At 76.0% G+C, this 17,542-nt stretch carries 14 protein-coding genes; 9 read left to right on the top strand and 5 right to left on the bottom strand.

Annotated features, from left to right (window positions below):
* Positions 1 to 54: 54 nt before the first annotated feature.
* The 7 genes from ACZ63H_RS03835 (at position 55) to ACZ63H_RS03865 (ending at position 7,212) form a co-directional block, all read left to right on the top strand.
* On the top strand, positions 55 to 606 hold the full coding sequence (locus tag ACZ63H_RS03835) for a DUF5134 domain-containing protein (RefSeq protein ID WP_469862230.1): 552 nt from the start codon (positions 55 to 57) through the stop codon (positions 604 to 606).
* A 168-nt stretch (positions 607 to 774) separates the two neighbouring features.
* Entirely contained in the window at positions 775 to 1,710 is a 936-nt protein-coding gene (locus ACZ63H_RS03840; protein ID WP_469861846.1) for a M56 family metallopeptidase, read from the top strand.
* A gap of 91 nt (positions 1,711 to 1,801) precedes the next feature.
* A complete protein-coding gene (locus ACZ63H_RS03845) occupies positions 1,802 to 2,530 on the top strand; it encodes a phosphatase PAP2 family protein (RefSeq protein ID WP_469861848.1) in 729 nt (242 codons plus the stop codon).
* 10 nt (positions 2,531 to 2,540) lie between these two features.
* Positions 2,541 to 3,230: an HAD family hydrolase gene (locus tag ACZ63H_RS03850; protein ID WP_469861849.1), complete on the top strand. Its 690-nt coding sequence runs from the start codon at positions 2,541 to 2,543 to the stop codon at positions 3,228 to 3,230.
* Positions 3,231 to 3,376: 146 nt separating this feature from the next.
* Positions 3,377 to 4,045, top strand: a complete 669-nt coding sequence (locus ACZ63H_RS03855; RefSeq protein WP_469861851.1) for a TetR/AcrR family transcriptional regulator — start codon at positions 3,377 to 3,379, stop codon at positions 4,043 to 4,045.
* A 228-nt stretch (positions 4,046 to 4,273) separates the two neighbouring features.
* Positions 4,274 to 5,611 (top strand): FAD-dependent oxidoreductase, encoded by a 1,338-nt coding sequence (locus ACZ63H_RS03860; RefSeq protein WP_469861852.1) that lies wholly within the window; start codon positions 4,274 to 4,276, stop codon positions 5,609 to 5,611.
* Between the two features lie 191 nt (positions 5,612 to 5,802).
* Complete coding sequence (locus ACZ63H_RS03865; protein ID WP_469861854.1) at positions 5,803 to 7,212, top strand: nucleobase:cation symporter-2 family protein; 1,410 nt, start codon at positions 5,803 to 5,805, stop codon at positions 7,210 to 7,212.
* Here ACZ63H_RS03865 and ACZ63H_RS03870 read toward each other — a convergent pair.
* Positions 7,111 to 7,527: an ArsR/SmtB family transcription factor gene (locus ACZ63H_RS03870; RefSeq protein ID WP_469862232.1), complete on the bottom strand. Its 417-nt coding sequence runs from the start codon at positions 7,525 to 7,527 to the stop codon at positions 7,111 to 7,113. The two genes, ACZ63H_RS03865 and ACZ63H_RS03870, sit on opposite strands and share 102 nt — an antisense overlap.
* Before the next feature lie 108 nt (positions 7,528 to 7,635).
* Between ACZ63H_RS03870 and ACZ63H_RS03875 the strand changes: the two genes are divergently transcribed.
* Positions 7,636 to 8,715, top strand: coding sequence for an NADH:flavin oxidoreductase/NADH oxidase (locus ACZ63H_RS03875; protein ID WP_469861856.1), 1,080 nt, complete (start codon positions 7,636 to 7,638; stop codon positions 8,713 to 8,715).
* A gap of 358 nt (positions 8,716 to 9,073) precedes the next feature.
* Here ACZ63H_RS03875 and ACZ63H_RS03880 read toward each other — a convergent pair whose 3' ends face one another.
* Together ACZ63H_RS03880 and ACZ63H_RS03885 are read right to left on the bottom strand one after the other, a co-directional pair.
* Positions 9,074 to 13,381, bottom strand: coding sequence for an HAD-IC family P-type ATPase (locus ACZ63H_RS03880; RefSeq protein WP_469861858.1), 4,308 nt, complete (start codon positions 13,379 to 13,381; stop codon positions 9,074 to 9,076).
* Between the two features lie 6 nt (positions 13,382 to 13,387).
* The gene (locus ACZ63H_RS03885) at positions 13,388 to 13,927 is read right to left on the bottom strand and encodes a hypothetical protein (RefSeq protein ID WP_469861860.1); all 540 of its coding nucleotides are present in this window, start codon (positions 13,925 to 13,927) and stop codon (positions 13,388 to 13,390) included.
* Positions 13,928 to 14,429: 502 nt separating this feature from the next.
* Here ACZ63H_RS03885 and ACZ63H_RS03890 point away from each other — a divergent pair.
* On the top strand, positions 14,430 to 15,218 hold the full coding sequence (locus tag ACZ63H_RS03890; protein ID WP_469861862.1) for a pectate lyase: 789 nt from the start codon (positions 14,430 to 14,432) through the stop codon (positions 15,216 to 15,218).
* A 40-nt stretch (positions 15,219 to 15,258) separates the two neighbouring features.
* On the opposite strand, the gene ACZ63H_RS03895 is transcribed toward ACZ63H_RS03890, so the two are convergent.
* Positions 15,259 to 16,548: a benzoate/H(+) symporter BenE family transporter gene (locus ACZ63H_RS03895; protein ID WP_469861864.1), complete on the bottom strand. Its 1,290-nt coding sequence runs from the start codon at positions 16,546 to 16,548 to the stop codon at positions 15,259 to 15,261.
* 231 nt (positions 16,549 to 16,779) lie between these two features.
* Complete coding sequence (locus ACZ63H_RS03900; RefSeq protein WP_469861865.1) at positions 16,780 to 17,535, bottom strand: PaaX family transcriptional regulator C-terminal domain-containing protein; 756 nt, start codon at positions 17,533 to 17,535, stop codon at positions 16,780 to 16,782.
* Positions 17,536 to 17,542 lie beyond the last annotated feature (7 nt).

Consider the following 17,542-nt stretch of genomic DNA (forward strand, 5'->3'; position numbering starts at 1 on the left):
CTGGGGCGCGCGGGTCGGCTGCCGTCCCGGACCGACGTCGAGCGGGAGGTGCGCGTGCACGGACCGGTGTCGACAGCCTGGCTGCTGGTGGCGCTGAGCGCGGCGACCGGGGCCTACTGCCTGGTGCGGATGCGCAGCGGTGTGGCGGAGCAGCGCCGGGCCGCGGGCGACGACGCGCTGATGGGCTTCGGGATGGCCGCCATGGCCGTGCCCGCGGCGGCGTTCACGCCGCCCGGCTGGGCGTGGCCGGTGTACGCGGCCGTGTTCGGCGCGGCGGCGCTGCGCGCGCTGTGGGCGGCGCGCGACGGCCTGGGCCATCTGCACCACCTGGTGGGCTGCGCGGCGATGGTCTACATGGCGGTGGCGATGGCGGGCGCCCCGCCCGCCGCCCACCACGGGCACGGCGGCACGGGCGTCCCCGTGCTGACCGGCGTCCTGCTGCTGTACTTCACCGGCTATGTGCTGCTCTCCGGCGCGCGGCTGGTGCCCGCCGCCGTGCCCGTGGGCCGGACGGGGCCGGACGGCTGGGGCGACCGCCCGGAACTGGCCCGGGCGTGCCGGCTGTCGATGGGGATCGGCATGGTGGCGATGCTGCTGGCGATGTGAGGAGGGCGTGCGGGATGACGGGCCGCCCACCCCGCGCGCCCGGCCGGCCGGCGCGCGCCCCAGGCCGCCCGGACCGTCCGCCGGGCCGCCCAACCCCCGCGTTGCGTACGTCACTTCGGACCCGGCGGCCGTACCGCCGGCCGGTCCGCCACTCATAGGGTGCTGCCCATGATGGTCCCCGTCGCCCTGCTGCTGCTCGGCGCCCTGACCGCCGTCGTCGCCCCGAGGCTGCTGGCCCGGGCCGACTGGCCGGACCGTGAGCCGGTCGTCGCCCTCTGGGTGTGGCAGTGCGTCGTGGCGGCCGTCCTGCTGTGCTGCGCCCTGTCGATGACGCTCAGCGCCGCGGCGGCCTGGCAGGCGGTGCGCGGGCGGGTGTTCGCGACCGCGCCGCGGGCAGTCGTGGACGCGTACGCCCCCGGTACGGCGGACCCCTGGGCGGCGCCCACCGCCGTGCTGCTCGCCTGCGGCGGCCTGTGGAGCCTGGCCATGCTGGTCCGGGAGGTCCGCCGGGCCCGGGCGCGGCGGCGCGGACGGCGAGCCGAACTGCTCGTGCGGGCACCGCTGTTGCCGGGCGAGGAGCCGACGAGCGGGCGGCTGGTGGTGCTGGAGGGCGACCGCCCCGACGCCTGGTGGCTGCCCGGCCCGGCACCCCGGCTGGTCGTCACCACCGCCGCGCTGCGCCGGCTGAAGGGGCGTCAGCTGGACGCGCTGCTCGCGCACGAGCAGGGGCACGCGCAGGCCCGGCACGACTGGCTGCTGCACTGCTCGGCCGCGCTGGCGGGCGGGTTCCCGCAGGTGCCGGTGTTCGCCGCGTTCCGCGACGAGATGCACCGGCTGGTCGAACTGGCCGCCGACGACACCGCGTCCCGGCGCTTCGGCCGGCTGACGACCGCGCTCGCCCTGGTCGAACTCAACGAGGAGCGCGGCGTGTTCGGCCCCGCCCCGGCCCCGCAGGCCCACGTGCCGCACCGCGTGGACCGCCTCCTGACCGCCCCGGACCGCCTGCCCGCCCGGCACCGCCTGCGCCTGACGGCGACGGCCGCGCTGGTACCGGTGCTCCCGGTCCTGGTGACCCTGGTCCCGGGGCTGCGGGCGCTGGGCTGAGGCCCGTACCGCGCGCCCCGCCCGGAAGTTCCCGCTCCGCGACGGCCATGGCGGGCTTGGCCGCGGCGTCCGCATCCACAAAGATCGCGGCATGCGCGATCGCCCCACGGTTCCCCCTCCCCCTCCGCCGCCACCGCCCTCCCCCGGCCCCCCGCCACCGCACCGCACGGCAGCCCGGGCCGCCCTGGTGCTCGGCGTCTGCTCGGTGGCGCTGCTCGTCCTCGTCGCGGTGCGCTGGCAGCCGCTGCTGACGCTGGACGGTGACGTCGCCCGTGCCACCCACCGCTGGGCCGTCCGCGAGCACGCGGTGACCGGGGTGTTCCGGGTGCTGACGGACTGGGTGTGGGACCCGCTGACCATGCGCCTGGTGTGCGCGGCGGCGGCCGTGTGGCTGGTGTGGCGCCGCGCGGCCTGGTGGACGGCGCTGTGGCTGGCGGGCACCGTCGCCCTGGCCGCGCTCGTGCAGCAGTCGGTGAAGGCCGCCGTCGACCGCCCCCGCCCGGTCTGGCCGGATCCCGTCGACTCCGCCCACTACGCGGCCTTCCCGTCCGGTCACGCGCTGACCGCGACCGTGGTCTGCGGCCTGTTGCTGTGGCTGCTGCGCCGCGGCGGCGCGGGCCGTGCCGTGTGGCGCACGGCGGTGGCGGTGGCGGTCGTCTCGGTGGCCGGCGTGGGCGTCACCCGGGTCTGGCTCGGTGTCCACTGGGCCTCGGACGTGCTCGGCGGCTGGCTGTTCGGCGCGCTGCTGGTGGCGCTGGCCGTGCTGGTGCACGAGTGGCCCCGGGACCGGTCGGGGCCGTCGGCGCGCCGGCGCGGGTAGAGTCGCACGCATGACCGCCGTGTTGTTCGATTTCTCCGGGACGCTGTTCCGCGTCGAGCCCGCCGACTCCTGGCTGCGCGCGGTACTGGAGGAGACCGGACACACCGTCTCCGAAGACGAACTCGCCCGCCTCGCCGAGGCGTTGGAGGAGGCCGGCGCGCTGCCGGGCGGCGCGGCGCCGGCACGGGTCCCGGCGGAGCTGGCTGCCCTCTGGGCGGTCCGGGACGAGAGCGCCGAGCTGCACCGGGCCGCGTACACGGGCCTGTCCCGCCGGGTGCCGCTGCCCGATCCCGCGCTCCACGACGCCCTGTACGAGCGGCATCGCACACCGGCCGCCTGGGCCCCCTACCCCGACGCGTCCGAGGTGCTGCGCACCCTGCGCGAGCGCGGGATCGGCGTCGGGGTGGTCAGCAACATCGGCTGGGATCCGCGTCCGGTGTTCCGCGCGCACGGGCTGGACGGTTACGTGGACACCTACGCGCTGTCGTACGAACACGGCGTGCAGAAGCCGGATCCGCGGTTGTTCCAGGTCGCCTGCGAGGCGCTCGGCGCGGATCCGCGGCGGGTGCTGATGGTCGGGAACAGCAGGGCGGCGGACGGCGGCGCCGCCGCGCTCGGCTGCCGGACGCACTTCGTGGACCACCTGCCCGTGTCCCGGCGTCCGGACGGGCTGTTGCCGGTCTTGGCGCTGGTGGACTGAAACGTGCGCGCGCCCCGTGCCGTCCGTCTGAGACGATCCCCCGCGTCGCCCCAGACGGACGGCTGCTCCGGGCGACCGCAAGCACACGGGTGCCCCGATGCGTTGAGTATAGTTGGCTGGCAGCCAGTCAACGCAGGAGTTACAGGATGTCCCCGCGCAGCGCTTCGGTCAATGAAGAATTGCGGCGGCGTTCCAGGGAACGGCTGTTGCAGGCCGCCGTCGAACTGGTGGGCGAGCGGGGCTTCGAGGCCACGACGCTGGGCGATATCGCCGACCGGGCCGGTTCGGCACGTGGACTGGTGTCGTACTACTTCCCCGGCAAGCGCCAGTTGGTGCAGTCCGCCGTCCACCGGCTGATGCACCGCACGCTGGAGGAGGCCCTGGAGCGGGAGCCGCACACCGAGGACGGCCGGGAGCGGCTGGCCCGGGCCATCGACGCGATCCTGGGCCTGGCCCGGGACCGGCCGGTGCTGATGCGCCAGCACATGGCGGGCCTGCTGCACGCCGAGGGCTTCGTGCAGTGCCCGGAGCAGCGCCGGCTGGCGGAGCTGCTCGGCGAGACCGTCACCCGCTACGGCTCGCAGGCGGTCTCGGCCGACTACCCGATGCTGCGGGCCCTGCTGATGGGCGCGGTGTACGCGGCGCTGGTGCCGGGCGTGCCGATGCCGGTACCGGTGCTGCGGGCCGAGCTGTTCCAGCGCTACGGACTGGACTGGGAGATGGGCGTGCCCCCGGACAGCGAGCCGGACGCGGGGGCGGACAACGGGGACCTGTCCCGGTTCTTCGCCACGGAGGAGCGGCGGGAACGGTCCTGACGGACCCCTCCTCGGGTGGCGGAAGCGGCCCCGGGAGGCACCCTCGCCGAGTGGCGGGAGCACCTCCCCTTTCGGGCTCCCTCTTCGGCGGTGTCCCGTAGTCGTACGCGTACGCGCCCGGCGGGTGGCGGCGCGTCCGGATCACTCCTCCGGCCCTGCCCGCCGGGCCCCCGCGGTGCCATGCTGGAGGCGTCCGCACGCCCCTCCTTCGGGCCAAGGAGTACCGCTGTGCTGCGTGTCGCCGTCGTCGGATCCGGGCCGAGCGGGTGTTACACCGCCCAGAGCCTGGTGCAGCGTGATCCGGGAGTCCTGGTGGACGTCCTGGACCGGCTGCCGTGCCCCTACGGCCTGGTGCGCTACGGCGTCGCGCCCGACCACGAGAAGATCAAGTCCCTCCAGGGCAGCCTGCGGACGGTGCTGGAGCACGAACGGGTGCGGTTCCTCGGCGGGGTCCGGGTGGGCGGTCCCGGTGGTCTGCCGGTGGAGCGGTTGAGGGGGCTGTACCACGCGGTGGTCTACTGCGTGGGCGCCGCCGCCGACCGGCGGCTCGGGATCCCCGGCGAGGACCTCCCGGGGAGCTTCTCGGCGACCGGGTTCGTCTCCTGGTACAGCGCGCACCCGGACGCGGCCGACGCGGACTACCTGCGCGGGGTCCGGTCGGCGGTGGTCGTCGGCGTGGGCAATGTCGCGGTGGACGTCGCCCGGATGCTGGTCCGGGGCGCGGCGGAGCTGCGGGGCACGGACATCCCGCAGACCGCGCTGGACGCGCTGGCGGCGAGCGGGCTCGCCGAGGTGCACATGGTGGGCCGGCGCGGCCCCGCCCAGGCCCGCTTCACCACCAAGGAGCTGCGCGAGCTGGACGCCCTGCCCGGCACCGAGGTGACCGTGGACAAGGCCGACCTGGCGCTCGACCCGGCCGACCCCGGCGCGCTGCCGGCCGGGCAGCGGCGCAATGTGGAGGTGCTGCGCGGCTGGGCGGCGCGGCCCGCCGGGGAGGCGGCCGCCCGGCGGATCCGGCTGCGGTTCTTCCTGCGCCCGGTGGAGCTGCTCGAAGCCGGCGGCCGGGTCGGTGCCGTCCGCTTCGAGCGCACGGCACCGGACGGCCGGGGCGGCGTGCGGGGGACGGGCCGGTACGAGGACGTGCCCGCGCAGTTGGTGCTGCGCTCGGTGGGCTACCGCGGAGTGCCCCTGGAGGGGCTGCCCTTCGACGCCGCGAATGGCACGGTCCCGCACCGGGAGGGCCGCGTCCTGCGGGACGGCGCGCCCTCCCCCGGTGAGTACGTCGCCGGCTGGATCAAGCGCGGGCCGAGCGGGGTCATCGGCACCAACCGGCCCTGTGCCAAGGAGACGGTGACCTCCCTGCTCGCGGACGCGCCCGCCCTCGCCCGCGCGGACGTGCCGGCGGATCCGGTGGCCGCGCTCCGGGCGGCCGGCTCCGACCCCGTGCCCTGGGGCGGCTGGCTGGCGATCGAGCGGGCCGAGGCCGAGCTGGGGGCGCGGCTGGGGCGCGGCGTGGTCAAGCTGGCCGACTGGGACACGCTGCTCGCGGCGGCGCGGGTGCCGTAGCGGGGGGGCGGGTCGGGGCGGCAGGGCGGGGGCGGGGCCGGTGTTCCCGGCGGACGGGACACATGGCGGCAACAGGCCTGAAATCAACAAACTGTTCAACGCCCTTACGGTCTCGTCCTGTCCGGATGTCCCGGTGTCCCGGTGTCCCGGTGTCCGGATCCCGCTCCCCGTCCGCCGCAGATGGAGACCCCATGGCCACGCCCGCCGCCACGCATCCCGTCGACGAGATCCCCCCGTTCCGGCAACTGGCCGCCTTCGGGCTCCAGCACGTGCTCGCGATGTACGCGGGCGCCGTCGCCGTGCCGCTGATCGTGGGCGGCGCGATGAGACTGCCGCCCGCCGACCTGGCGTACCTGATCACGGCCGACCTGCTGGTGTGCGGGATCGCCACGCTGATCCAGTGCGTGGGGTTCCGGCGGTTCGGGGTGCGGCTGCCGGTCATGCAGGGATGCACCTTCGCGGCCGTGACGCCGATGGTCCTCATCGGGACGACGGACGGCGGACTGCCCGCGATCTACGGCTCCGTGATCGTCGCGGGGCTCGCGATCACGCTGCTCGCGCCGGTCTTCGGCAGGCTGCTGCGCTTCTTCCCGCCGCTGGTGACCGGCACGGTGATCCTGGTCATCGGCGTCTCCCTGCTGCCGGTCGCGGGCAACTGGGCGGCGGGCGGTGCCGGCGCGAAGGACTTCGGGGCGCCGCGGAACCTGGCGCTGGCGGGCTTCGTGCTGGCCGTGGTGCTCGGTGTGCAGCGGTTCGCGCCCGCCTTCCTCTCCCGGATCGCCGTGCTCGCCGGCATCGCCGCCGGCCTGGCGGTCGCGGTGCCGCTGGGCATGGCCGACTTCGGCGGGGTCGCGGACGCCGGCTGGGTCGGCGTCAGCACGCCGTTCCACTTCGGGGCGCCCGAGTTCCGGGTGTCCGCGATCGCCTCCATGCTCGTGGTGGCCCTGGTGACGATGACCGAGACCGCCGGCGACCTGATCGCGGTCGGCGAGCTGACCGGGCGGAAGGTGGAGCCCCGCACGCTGGCCGACGGGCTGCGCGCGGACGGTCTGTCGACGGTGCTGGGCGGGGTGTTCAACACCTTCCCGTACACGGCGTTCGCGCAGAACGTGGGGCTGGTGGGCATGACCCGGGTGCGCAGCCGCTGGGTGGTCGCCGCGGCCGGCGGCATCCTGGTGCTGCTCGGCCTGCTGCCCAAGCTGGGCGCGGTGGTCGCGGCAATTCCGGCGCCGGTGCTCGGCGGGGCCGGGCTGGTGATGTTCGGGACGGTCGCGGCGAGCGGACTGCGGACCCTGGCCCGGGTCGACTTCCGGGGCAACGGCAACCTGACCGTGGTGGCCGTCTCGGTGGCGATCGGCACGCTGCCGGTGGGCGTGCCCACGGTGTACGCCAGGTTCCCCGACTGGTTCCAGACCGTGATGGACAGCGGGATCAGCGCGGGCTGCCTGTCCGCCATCACGCTGAACCTGCTCTTCAACCACCTTCCGGGGAAGGCTGGTTCAGCCGGCGGCCGGGTCCCGGCCGGCCTCACCGAGCCGGCCGGCCTGCCGGTCGGCCGCGGCGAGGAGACTGTCGAGCAGCCCCGGGAAGAGGCTCTCTAGATCGTCCCGGCGCAGGCCGTTCATCTTGGCCGTCCCCCGGTAGACCTGCCGGACGACCCCCGCCTCCCGCAGCACCCGGAAGTGGTGCGTGGTGGTGGACTTGGTCACCGGCAGCTCGAAGTGCGAACAGGTCAACTCCGCTTCCTGCGCGGACAGTTCGCGCACGATCCGCAACCGCATCGGGTCGGAGAGCGCGTGCAGCACGGACTCCAGCCGGATGTGCTCGCGGTCCGGATGCGGCAGCGCGCGCCCGGTGGTGGCTGTCTCGGTCACGGCGACCGCCCTTCGTCGCGGGACTCCTCCGACGACGACCATCGTACGAGAACTCTCGTAGTTTGACATCTCTCGTACTTTCACGCTTCTCGTAGTACGATGAGCGCCGTACGAAGCTGTCAGGTCACCCGTGACGAAATGGAGTCCGTCATGTCCGCGCTCTTCGAGCCCATCACCCTGCGCGAAGTGACCATCCCGAACCGGGTGTGGATGGCCCCGATGTGCCAGTACTCGGCCGAGCCGGAGGGCCCGCTCGCCGGAGCCCCGCACGACTGGCACTTCGCTCACTACGCGGCGCGGGCCGCCGGCGGCACCGGCCTGATCGTGGTCGAGGCCACCGCGGTCGCGCCCGAGGGCCGGATCTCCCCGTACGACCTCGGTCTGTGGAACGACACCCAGGTGGAGGCCTTCCGGCGGATCACCCGGTTCCTCACCGCGCAGGGCACCGTACCGGCCGTCCAGCTCGGGCACGGGGGCCGCAAGGCGTCCACCGAACGGCCGTGGAAGGGCGGCGCGCCCGTCGGACCGGAGGCGCACGGCTGGCAGCCGCTCGCCCCCAGCGCGGTCCCGTTCGACGAACGCCACCCGGTGCCGACCGAGCTGGACGCCGACGGGATCAAGGAGATCGTCGGGCAGTTCGCGGCCGCCGCGCGCCGGGCACTGGACGCGGGCTTCGAGGCCGTCGAGATCCACGGCGCCCACGGCTACCTGATCAACGAGTTCCTCTCGCCCCACTCCAACCACCGCACGGACGCCTACGGCGGCTCGTACGAGAACCGGACCCGGTTCGCCCTGGAGGTCGTGGACGCCGTGCGCGAGGTGTGGCCCGCCGGGAAGCCGGTGTTCTTCCGCACCTCCGCCACCGACTGGCTGGACGAGGCCGGCTGGACCGCGGACGACACGGTCCGCTTCGCCCGCGATCTGCACGCCCACGGTGTGGACCTGCTCGACGTCTCCACCGGTGGCAACGCGAGCAGCGTCAGCATTCCGACCGGGCCGGGCTACCAGGTGCCGTTCGCCGCCCGGGTGAAGGCCGAGACCCCGCTGCCGGTCGGCGCCGTGGGGCTGATCACCGAGGCGGAGCAGGCGGAGAAGATCCTGGCCAACGGCGAGGCCGACGTGGTCCTGCTCGGCCGGGAGCTGCTGCGCAACCCGTCCTGGGCCCGGCAGGCGGCCCGTGAACTGGGCGCGGAGATCCGGGTGCCGGACCAGTACCACCGGTCGGTCTGACCCCGGCGACGGCTCCGGCCGCGGGCGGCCGGGGGCGGCCGGGGACTGTCCGCGGCCCGGGTGCCAGTCGTGCGGTGCCGGCGGGTGCGCACGTCCGCCCGCCGGGCCGAGTCCGACCCGGCGCCACGTCGGCCTTCGGCCCCCCGCGGACCGGGTGCCACGGCGGTCGTGCGGTGCCCGCCGGTGCGCAGCCCGTCCGGGACGCCGTGGTCCGGCCTCGGCGTCGCGTCGGCCGGGGCCCGCGCGGAACCCGGGTCCCACGGCGGTGGTGCACGGCCCGTCGGCACGCGCGGGCGCCCGTGGACCCGGCGTTCACGGTCCGGCGCGCCGGCCGCCGCGTCGGCCTCGTGCGCCCCCGTCACCTGCCGGGCAGCAGCCGCCCCACGGTTTCCTCCAGGCGGGGCAGGGACCGCTGACCCGCCAGGGCCAGGGCGATCGCGGCGACGACGCCCGCCCATGCCACCGGGCCGAGCGGGGTGCAGCCGAACGCGCGGCTGAGGACCGGCGTCTGCACCACGGCGACGAGCGCCAGCGCGGAGCCCAGCGAGGTCACCTGCACCAGCCGGCTGTCCCGCCGGTCGAGCAGGGTCTGCACCAGCTGGGTGCCGACCACCCCGCACAGGGCCATGGTGCTGGAGCGGCGGGCGGTGCCCGGTGTGAAGCGGCCGATCAGCCAGGCCGTGACCGCGCCGAGGCAGGTGGTCAGCGCCCGGTGCCGGATCTGCCGCAGCAGCGGGGCGCCCAGCACCGCGGCGGCGTCCTCCGGCGACCCGCTCCGCGCGCGGACGGCGCCCCGCGGGTCCTCCTTCTCCGTCACCGCCACGGCCATCGACGGGAACAGGTCCGTGAACAGGTTCACCATCAGCATCTGCCGGGTGGACAGCGGCGCCCGCCCGGACAGCAGGGTGCCGATGATGCCGAAGCCGACCTCGCCCGCGTTGCCGCCGATCAGGATGGCGATGGCGTCGGCCACGCTGTGCCACAGGGCGCGGCCCTCGCCGACCGCGTCGACCAGTACCGTCAGGTCGTCGTCGGTCAGCACGATGTCCGCCGCGTTGCGGGCGGCGGCCGAGCCCCGGGCGCTGATGCCGACGCCGATGTCGGCGGCGCGGATGGCCGCGGCGTCGTTGGCGCCGTCGCCGACCATGCCGACCACCCGGCCCGCGTCCCGCAGCGCCTCCACGACCTGGAGTTTCTGCTCGGGCGCCACCCGGGCCACCACGCCCGCGTCGCGCAGCATCCGGGCCCGGGACGCGCGGTCTGCGGCGGCCAGCTCGTCTCCGGTGACCACCACGGTGTCCGCCGGCCAGCCCAGGTCGGCGGCGATGGCGCGCGCGGTCTGCGGATGGTCGCCGGTGAGCATCACCGGCCGTACGCCCGCCCCGTTGAGCGCGTTGACCAGGGCCGTGGAGGTCTCGCGGGGTACGTCGGACAGCGCCAGCAGCCCGGTGAACTCCAGGTTCTCCAGCGGCCGTTCCAGGGCACCGTCCTCCTGCTCCCCCTCGCCGAGCCGCCGCTCGGCCACCGCGAGCACCCGCAGTCCGTCCCCGGCCAGCGCGTGGGCGGTGTCGAAGGCGTGCCGCGGCAGCCCGGGGCAGGCGGGCAGCACGGTCTCCGGGGCGCCCTTGACCACCAGCACCCGCGGACCGTCCCCGCTACGGCCCACGCCGGCGGCGTATCCGCGCGCGGCCTCGAACGGCAGGTCGGCGAGCCGGGTCCAGTCCGGGTCGGGCGGCGCGGCGGCGAGCACGGCCTCGTCGGTGGCGTGCACCGGCCGGTCGGAGCCGTCGTCCAGCTGCGGACAGGCCCGCGCGGCGGCCCGTACGGTCTCCTCGGCGCCGGCGTCGGCCACGGCGTGGACCGTGCCCCCGGAGTCGGCGGTGCGCACCAGGCGCAGCCGGTTCTCGGTGAGCGTGCCGGTCTTGTCGAAGCAGACGGTGTCCATCCGGCCCAGCGCCTCCAGCGAACGCGGCGTGCGCACCAGGACACCGCCCCGGCTCAGCCGCCGGGCGGCCGCCAGCTGGGCGACCGTCGCCACCAGCGGCAGCCCCTCCGGTACGGCGGCCACGGCCACCGCCACCCCGCCGCTGACCGCCTCGCGGATCGGGGTGCCGCGCAGCAGTGCCAGCCCCGTCACCGCGGCGCCGCCCCCCAGGGTCAGCGGCAGCGCCTTGCGGCTCAGCTCCTGGAGCCTGGCCTGCACCCCGCCGGCCGGGGGCGTGCGCGCGGCGAGGTGGACGGCGCGGGCCGCCTCGGTGCGGTCGCCGATGTCGACCACGACGGCGCGGGCCTCCCCCGCCACCACCGTCGTCCCCTCGAAGACCATGCAGCGCCGGTCGGCGACGGCGGCGTGCGGGGTGGGGTCGGTCTGCTTCTCCACCGGCAGCGACTCGCCGGTCAGCGCGGACTCGTCCACCTCCAGGCCCTCCTGCCACAGCAGCCGGGCGTCGGCGGGCACCACGTCGTCCGCCTTGAGCTGGATCACGTGTCCCGGCCGCAGCCGGCCGGCCTCCACGGTGCGGGTGCCGCCGGCCGGGGCCTCGGCCGGCGGCGGCACCAGGCGGGCCTTCTGTTCCTGCTCCGCGACCAGCCCGGACAGCGCCCGCTCGGCCCGCAGCCGCTGGACTCCGCCGACCAGGGCGTTCAGATCGAGGGCGCCGACGACGAGCAGCGCGTCCACGACCGAGCCGAGGATCGCGGACGCCGCCGAGCCGACGGCCAGGACCGGGGTGAGCGGGTCCTGGAGTTCACTCCGGACGGCCCGGCCGAGCCGGTAGGACCAGCGGACGGGCGCGGCGGCCGGATGCGCGACGACGCCCTTCGCCGCCTTGCGCACCCGGGCGGCCGGCGTGTCGGCCCCGGTGTCGGCGGCCGGTTCCCGGGCCAGCCGGTCCCGGGCCTCCTCCACGCCGAGTTCGTGCCAGTGCACCCGGGGACGCGGGTGCGGGGCGCGGGCCGCCGCCACGCCGAGCGCGGCGCACACCCCGGACAGCAGCGCGGAGGCGGCACCGGCGTCGACCGGCGCGTGCCGCAGCCCCGGCAGGACGGCCCGGCGGCCCCGCCGGCCACCGGACTCGCCGACGGCGACGAGCAGTCCGGACAGCGCGGCGCCGGAGCGGGCCAGCGTCTGGGCGCGGCGGCCGACCCGGCGGGCGGCCGGGATCGCGGCGAGGACCCGCCAGACGTCGGGCAGTCCGTGCAGGGCGAGGAGGTCCGCGCCCCAGACGACCGCGCCGTCCCGGTCGGTCAGGGCGAGGGCGATGTCGGCGGCGCGCAGGGCGGCCAGGACATCGCGGTCGCCGGCCGAGCGCACCCGCGCGACCACCAGGACGGCGCTCTGCTCGGCGCGCGCCTCGTACACGACGTCGTCCAGCGGCCGGCGGGGGTCGACGACCTGGTCGGCGAGGCCGGTGAAGTCCTCCAGGGCCGGATCGTCCACGAGCACGACCCGCAGCCCGGCCCTGCGGGCGGCGTCCAGCACCGGTTCGGCCCACGGATCGGCCTCGCCGTCGTCGGTGCGCAGCGCGCCGGGGTGCAGCACGACGGTGCCGGCCATCTCCAGCTGGCGCAGCCGCTCCGGGGCCCGGACCAGGACGCCGGTGCGGGCCAGGGCTCCGGACAGGACGGCGTGGAAGGCGGCCGGGCCGTAGCGAGCGGCCTTCGGGGAGCCGGCCAGCACGGCCTCCGCGGCCTCGGCGGCGTCGTGCTTGACCAGCAGGGTGGCCGCCGCGCCCAGCACGCTGCCCGCGGAGGCGTGGGCGGCGTACTCCTGGGCCGGTGAGACGTGCAGCGGCGGGCGGGGCGGGCCGTCCGGGGCGAGGCTGATCCGCCACGGGGCGCACAACCGGTCGTGCACCGCGTCGAAGGCGGCCGAGCGGGCCACCGTCTCGGCCACCTGGCAGGCGCGCAGCGCACCGTCCAGGATCAGCGAGGCGGGGGACTGCCCGGCGCCGTGCACGGCCGCGTTGGCGCAGGCCAGCGCGAGGTCCATCCGGGAGTCGCCGACCCGGGCGCGCAGCCACGCGCGAAAGCGCGGGTTCTCCCGCAGCAGGGTCACGACGGCGGTCACCATCCGGGGGGAGGGCGGCAGCCGCAGGCCGTAGGCGGTCAGGGCCACGGCTATGCCGACGGCGTCGGCGGCGAGCGTGGCCGCGGCGGCGCGCACCCCGGCCGGGTCGGCGGGGTGCGTGGTCTCGGCGACGTCGCCGTCTGCCAGCGCCAGGCCGTGCCGTTCGGCCAGGTCCGCCGCGTGCGCGAGGACCCGGTCGGCGGCCTGCTCACCGGTCGCGGTCACCACCAGCCGGGCCAGTCCCTGGTCCCAGTAGGCGACCAGGACGTCGGGATGCTCCTGGAGCGCCTCGGCCACCCGGCGGGCCAGTCGCGCGGTGTCGCCCGCGTGCCGGGCCAGGTCGTGTTCCAGGGGGCGTACGGCCAGGTGGGCGCGGGCGCCGGAGCGCCAGTGGGTGCCGGCGCCGGGCAGCGCGTTGCGGGCCACCCGGGCGGCCCGGGCGGCGGCGTCCGCGCCGCGCACACCGGCGCGCGCGGTACCGGCGGCGGCACCGGCCGCCACGCCGACCGCCGGTGCCGCCGCCCGGGCGAGCAGGCGTGGTGCCGCGGGCAGCAGTCGTACGGCGGCCGACGGCGCCGTCAGCAGACCGGCCACCATGACCTCCTACAGCGTGGTGCGGTCGGGCCGGGCGGTCGGCCCGAGCGGACCGGAGGACGCCTTGGTCGTTCCGGCGCCGTGGCCGGGTTCGGCCGGCCCCGGCGCCTGCGGGTGGGTCCCCTTGGCGCGCCCTCGGGTCCGGGCGGTCGCGGCGGCCCCGCTGCCGCCGGGCGCGCCCTCGACGGCCTGGCCGTGGGCGCCGCCGGTGCCGGACCTGAGGGCCGCGGTACCGAGGTCGTGCGCGGGCTCGGGACTCCGCACGGCGGCGTCCCCGCCCTCTGCCGGCCGGCCGGGCCGGGGCTGGGTGAGCCAGGCCACCGCCGCGCCGGTGAGCGCGACGGGCCATTCCACGACGCCCGCCGCGCCGAGCATCCCGGCGCCCGCGTACACCGCCATGCGCCGTCCGCGGGGCGAGACGGCGCCGATCTTGTCGAGTGTCCCCTCGGCGGCCCTGCTCACCGTTCCGGCGCCGGGCACCCGGCTCAGGACCGAGGCGGCGCCGCGCAGGGGCGCCGTGAGGGCCGACGACGACTTCTGCTCAGCCATGACTCTCCTCGGGGGTGAGATCGCCTTGTGCGCCCCCCGAGTGCCCCCGACCGCGCTGGTCATCACACATTTCCCAGTGAACCCCCACGGCCCCCGGGAATCCTCCGGGAACGGGACGAAACCCTCACCACGGGGCCATGGACGCCGGCCGAAGCCGGTCACCGCGCCGGGGCGGACAGGGGCGCGCACCGGGACGCGCGGAGTGCTGCCGCCGGACGGCATGCCGGTGACGCCGTAGGGCCGGACGCCACCGCGCGCGCTTCCCCCGAACCGGAACGCCGCTGCGCGACCCGTTGACTAGAAAGCGCTTGCCCCCTACGGTCCGTTCATCAGCGTGACCGGTCGGTCCGCAAGCCGGCCGTTCGACCACGTGCCGGCCTATCACACGTTCCACATGGCGTACGAAATTCAGATACACAACCTCCCACCTCCACAGAGCCGCACTCCCAGCGGAAGGGAACGCACCGCTCTGACCACCCCACGAAGGAAGGCATCGCGGGACATGACCTCATCAGCGACCTCGCGCGGTCTGCTCGGCGGACTCGCCACCCTCGGACTCACGCTTGGCATGATCATGACCTCAGGGGCGCCGGCGGGCGCGGCCACCTGGCCGACCCCGAACGGCAGCCAGGCGGTCTCCTCGACCATCTCGGTGTCCGGCACCAAGGACTACGGGATGAAGCGGCTGTACGGCAGCGGCGACCTCGGCACCGGCGGCCAGGACGAGGACCAGGGCCCCCTGCTGGAGCTGGCTCCCGGCGCGGTCCTCAAGAACGTCGTCATCGGCTCCCCCGCCGCCGACGGCATCCACTGCCTGGGCAGCTGCACGCTGCAGAACGTGTGGTGGGAGGACGTCGGCGAGGACGCGGCCACCTTCCTCGGCTCCTCGTCGTCCAACGTCTACACCGTCAGCGGCGGCGGGGCGAAGGAGGCGAGCGACAAGGTGTTCCAGTTCAACGGCGCCGGCACGCTGAACGTCTCCGGCTTCGCGGTGAAGAACTTCGGGACGTTCGCCCGCTCCTGCGGCAACTGCAAGACGCAGTACAAGCGGACGATCAACCTCAACGGCATCGAGGCGACCTACAAGGGCAGCAAGCTCGTCGGCATCAACACCAACTACGGCGACAGCGCGACCCTGCGGAACATCACCATCGTCGGGGACACCGGCAAGAAGATCATTCCCTGCCAGAAGTACATCGGCAACAACACGGGTGCCGAACCGGGCACGAACGGCTCGGGCCCGGACGGCACCTACTGCAAGTACTCCGGCTCGGACATCACCTACCGGTGAGCCCCGCGGGCCGGGTCGCCGCCGGCGGCCCGGCCGTGCCTCACGCGCCGGCCGACCGCCCGCGCCACCGCGCGGACAGCACGAGGTGGGCGGCGACGCCGAGGACCAGACCCCAGAAGGCCGAGCCGATGCCGAACAGGGTGACCCCGGAGGCGGTGGCCAGGAACGTGACCAGCGCCGCCTCGCGGTCCTTCTCCTCCCTGACGGCGCCGGTGAGGCCCCCGGCGAGCGCCCCGAACAGGGCGACCCCGGCGACGGCGGCGACCAGTTCCTCCGGCAGCCCGGCGAAGAACGCCACCAGCGTGGAGCCGAAGGCGCCGACCAGCAGGTAGCAGACGCCGCAGGAGACACCCGCCACGTACCGCCGCCGCGGATCGGGGTGGGCCTCCGGGCCGGTGCAGATCGCGGCGGTGATCGCGGCCAGGTTGACCGCGTGCGACCCGAAGGGGGCGAGCACCGTGGACGCCACGCCGGTGGTGCCGACCAGCAGCCGGTCCCCGGGCCGGTAGCCGGAGGCGGCGAGCACCGCCATGCCCGGGGCGTTCTGCGAGGCGAGGGTGGCCACGATCAGCGGCACGGCGATGCCGACGAGCGAGGCGAGGGAGAAGTGCGGGGCGGTGAGCACCGGCCGGGCGAGCTCGATGTGGTCGACGTGGACGTGCAGCCGCGAGGTGGCCGCGCTGCCCACGACCCCCGCGGCGAGCGCGATCAGCACCGCGTACCGGGGCAGCAGGCGCTTGGCCGCCAGGTAGGCCAGCAGCACCGGGCCCGCGATGGCCGGCGCCGTCTTCAGCGAGGTGAAGACATGGGTGCCGAAGCCGAAGAGGATGCCCGCCAGCATCGCCGACACGACCGCCGCCGGCACCTGGCGCATCAGCCGTCCGAACACCCCGGTCAGCCCGACCACGGTCAGGACCGCACCGGTGATCAGGAACGCGCCGACGGCCTCGGCGTACGAGTAGGCGCCGAGGCTCGTCACGAGCAGCGCCGCGCCCGGCGTCGACCAGGCGGTGATGACCGGCATCCGGGTGCGCAGGCTCAGCCCGACGCAGGTCAGGCCGCTGCCTATGGAGATCGCCCACACCCAGGAGCCGGTCCGCGCGGCGTCGAGGTGCCCGGCGGAGGCGGCCGAGAGCACGATGACCAGCGTCCCCGAGTAGGAGACCAGGACGGCCACGAGGCCCGCCAGTACGGCGGACGGCGACGCGTCCCGCAGCAGACGGGGCCGGCTCACCGGTGCCCCCGGCCCGCCGGCCGGCTCCCCCGTGGGGCGGCCGGTGGTGTGCGCCGTGTCCGGCGGGGTGTCCGTCTCGGGGGACTCGGGGGTCAACGGTCTTCCTCCGTGGCCTCTTTCGGGCCTGTTCCAGGTCGGCGACGAGATCGGCCGCGCGGTGCGGGGCGCATGATCATGTCCTTCGGGCGGTGCCGCGCGGCCCCCCGAAGGTACAGCGGCATGCCGCCCGGGGCGCGCGCCGTCCACCGACGCGGTGCGAGTGGGTGCCGGGCGAACCCGGGGCGGGCGCTCCCGCGCACGGACACACCCCCGCTGTCGCGACTCCCCCTACGCCTCCTCGCGCGCGCCGGACCCCGCGCCGAGTTCCTGCCGGTAACCGGCGTACGCCGTCCGCAGCTCCTCCCCCGGCCAGTCGGCGGGAAGCAGTGCGGACGGCAGCACGGGGTCGGTGAGCAGGTGGCGGACGGCGGCGGCGTAGGCGGTGAACCGGTCGGCCGGGAGGTCGGCCCGGGCCGCGTGGGCGAGCAGGGCGCGCGCGGTGGCGGCCCAGTCGGTCAGCGGCCACAGCCGGGCGGCCAGTTCGCGCGGGGGCTCGTCCGGGCGGACCGTGTACGTCAGTGCCACCCGGCGCACCTCGGGAGGCAGCGGCCGGCTGAGGTTGGCCGGGCGCAGCCACACCCCCTCGCGCAGCTCGGCCAGGCGCAGGCCCGCCAACCGGGCGCGCAGGTCGGCGCGTTCGGCGGGGCCGCGTCCGGTCGCCGTGATCACGACCATCTCCCAGTCGCCGTCCCACGCGCGCGTGCGCGGCCGCACGGCGTCGTCCTGGCGGCGCTGCCGTTCCAGCAGCCGGTCGCTGAGCCGGTAGACGGCGTCCGCGCGCCGCAGGTCCCCGGCGGTCACCATCCGGCTCAGCGCGGCCCGCAGCGTGGAGCCGCCGATCCCGAACGGCTCCACCAGCCGCACCAGGTCCCGCACCGGCAGCTCCGGCGGGTGCGCGCCGAGCAGCAGGCTCAGCACCACCGACCGGGCGGACAGCGGTCGCAGAGCCACCTGATCCGGCTCCGCCGGGACGTTCACGCGCATGGACCCG

The sequence above is a fragment of the Streptomyces sp. NPDC104831 genome, assembly GCF_055583025.1.

Excerpts from the sequence above, each read along its gene's own strand:
- ACZ63H_RS03855 (WP_469861851.1), top strand. The coding sequence starts at position 3,377 with ATGTCCCCGCGCAGCGCTTCGGTCAATGAAGAATTGCGGCGGCGTTCC.
- ACZ63H_RS03865 (WP_469861854.1), top strand. The coding sequence starts at position 5,803 with ATGGCCACGCCCGCCGCCACGCATCCCGTCGACGAGATCCCCCCGTTC.
- ACZ63H_RS03900 (WP_469861865.1), bottom strand. The coding sequence starts at position 17,535 with ATGCGCGTGAACGTCCCGGCGGAGCCGGATCAGGTGGCTCTGCGACCG.
- ACZ63H_RS03890 (WP_469861862.1), top strand. The coding sequence starts at position 14,430 with ATGACCTCATCAGCGACCTCGCGCGGTCTGCTCGGCGGACTCGCCACC.
- ACZ63H_RS03870 (WP_469862232.1), bottom strand. The coding sequence starts at position 7,527 with ATGGTCGTCGTCGGAGGAGTCCCGCGACGAAGGGCGGTCGCCGTGACC.
- ACZ63H_RS03880 (WP_469861858.1), bottom strand. The coding sequence starts at position 13,381 with ATGGTGGCCGGTCTGCTGACGGCGCCGTCGGCCGCCGTACGACTGCTG.
- ACZ63H_RS03885 (WP_469861860.1), bottom strand. The coding sequence starts at position 13,927 with ATGGCTGAGCAGAAGTCGTCGTCGGCCCTCACGGCGCCCCTGCGCGGC.
- ACZ63H_RS03850 (WP_469861849.1), top strand. The coding sequence starts at position 2,541 with ATGACCGCCGTGTTGTTCGATTTCTCCGGGACGCTGTTCCGCGTCGAG.
- ACZ63H_RS03845 (WP_469861848.1), top strand. The coding sequence starts at position 1,802 with ATGCGCGATCGCCCCACGGTTCCCCCTCCCCCTCCGCCGCCACCGCCC.
- ACZ63H_RS03840 (WP_469861846.1), top strand. The coding sequence starts at position 775 with ATGATGGTCCCCGTCGCCCTGCTGCTGCTCGGCGCCCTGACCGCCGTC.
- ACZ63H_RS03875 (WP_469861856.1), top strand. The coding sequence starts at position 7,636 with ATGTCCGCGCTCTTCGAGCCCATCACCCTGCGCGAAGTGACCATCCCG.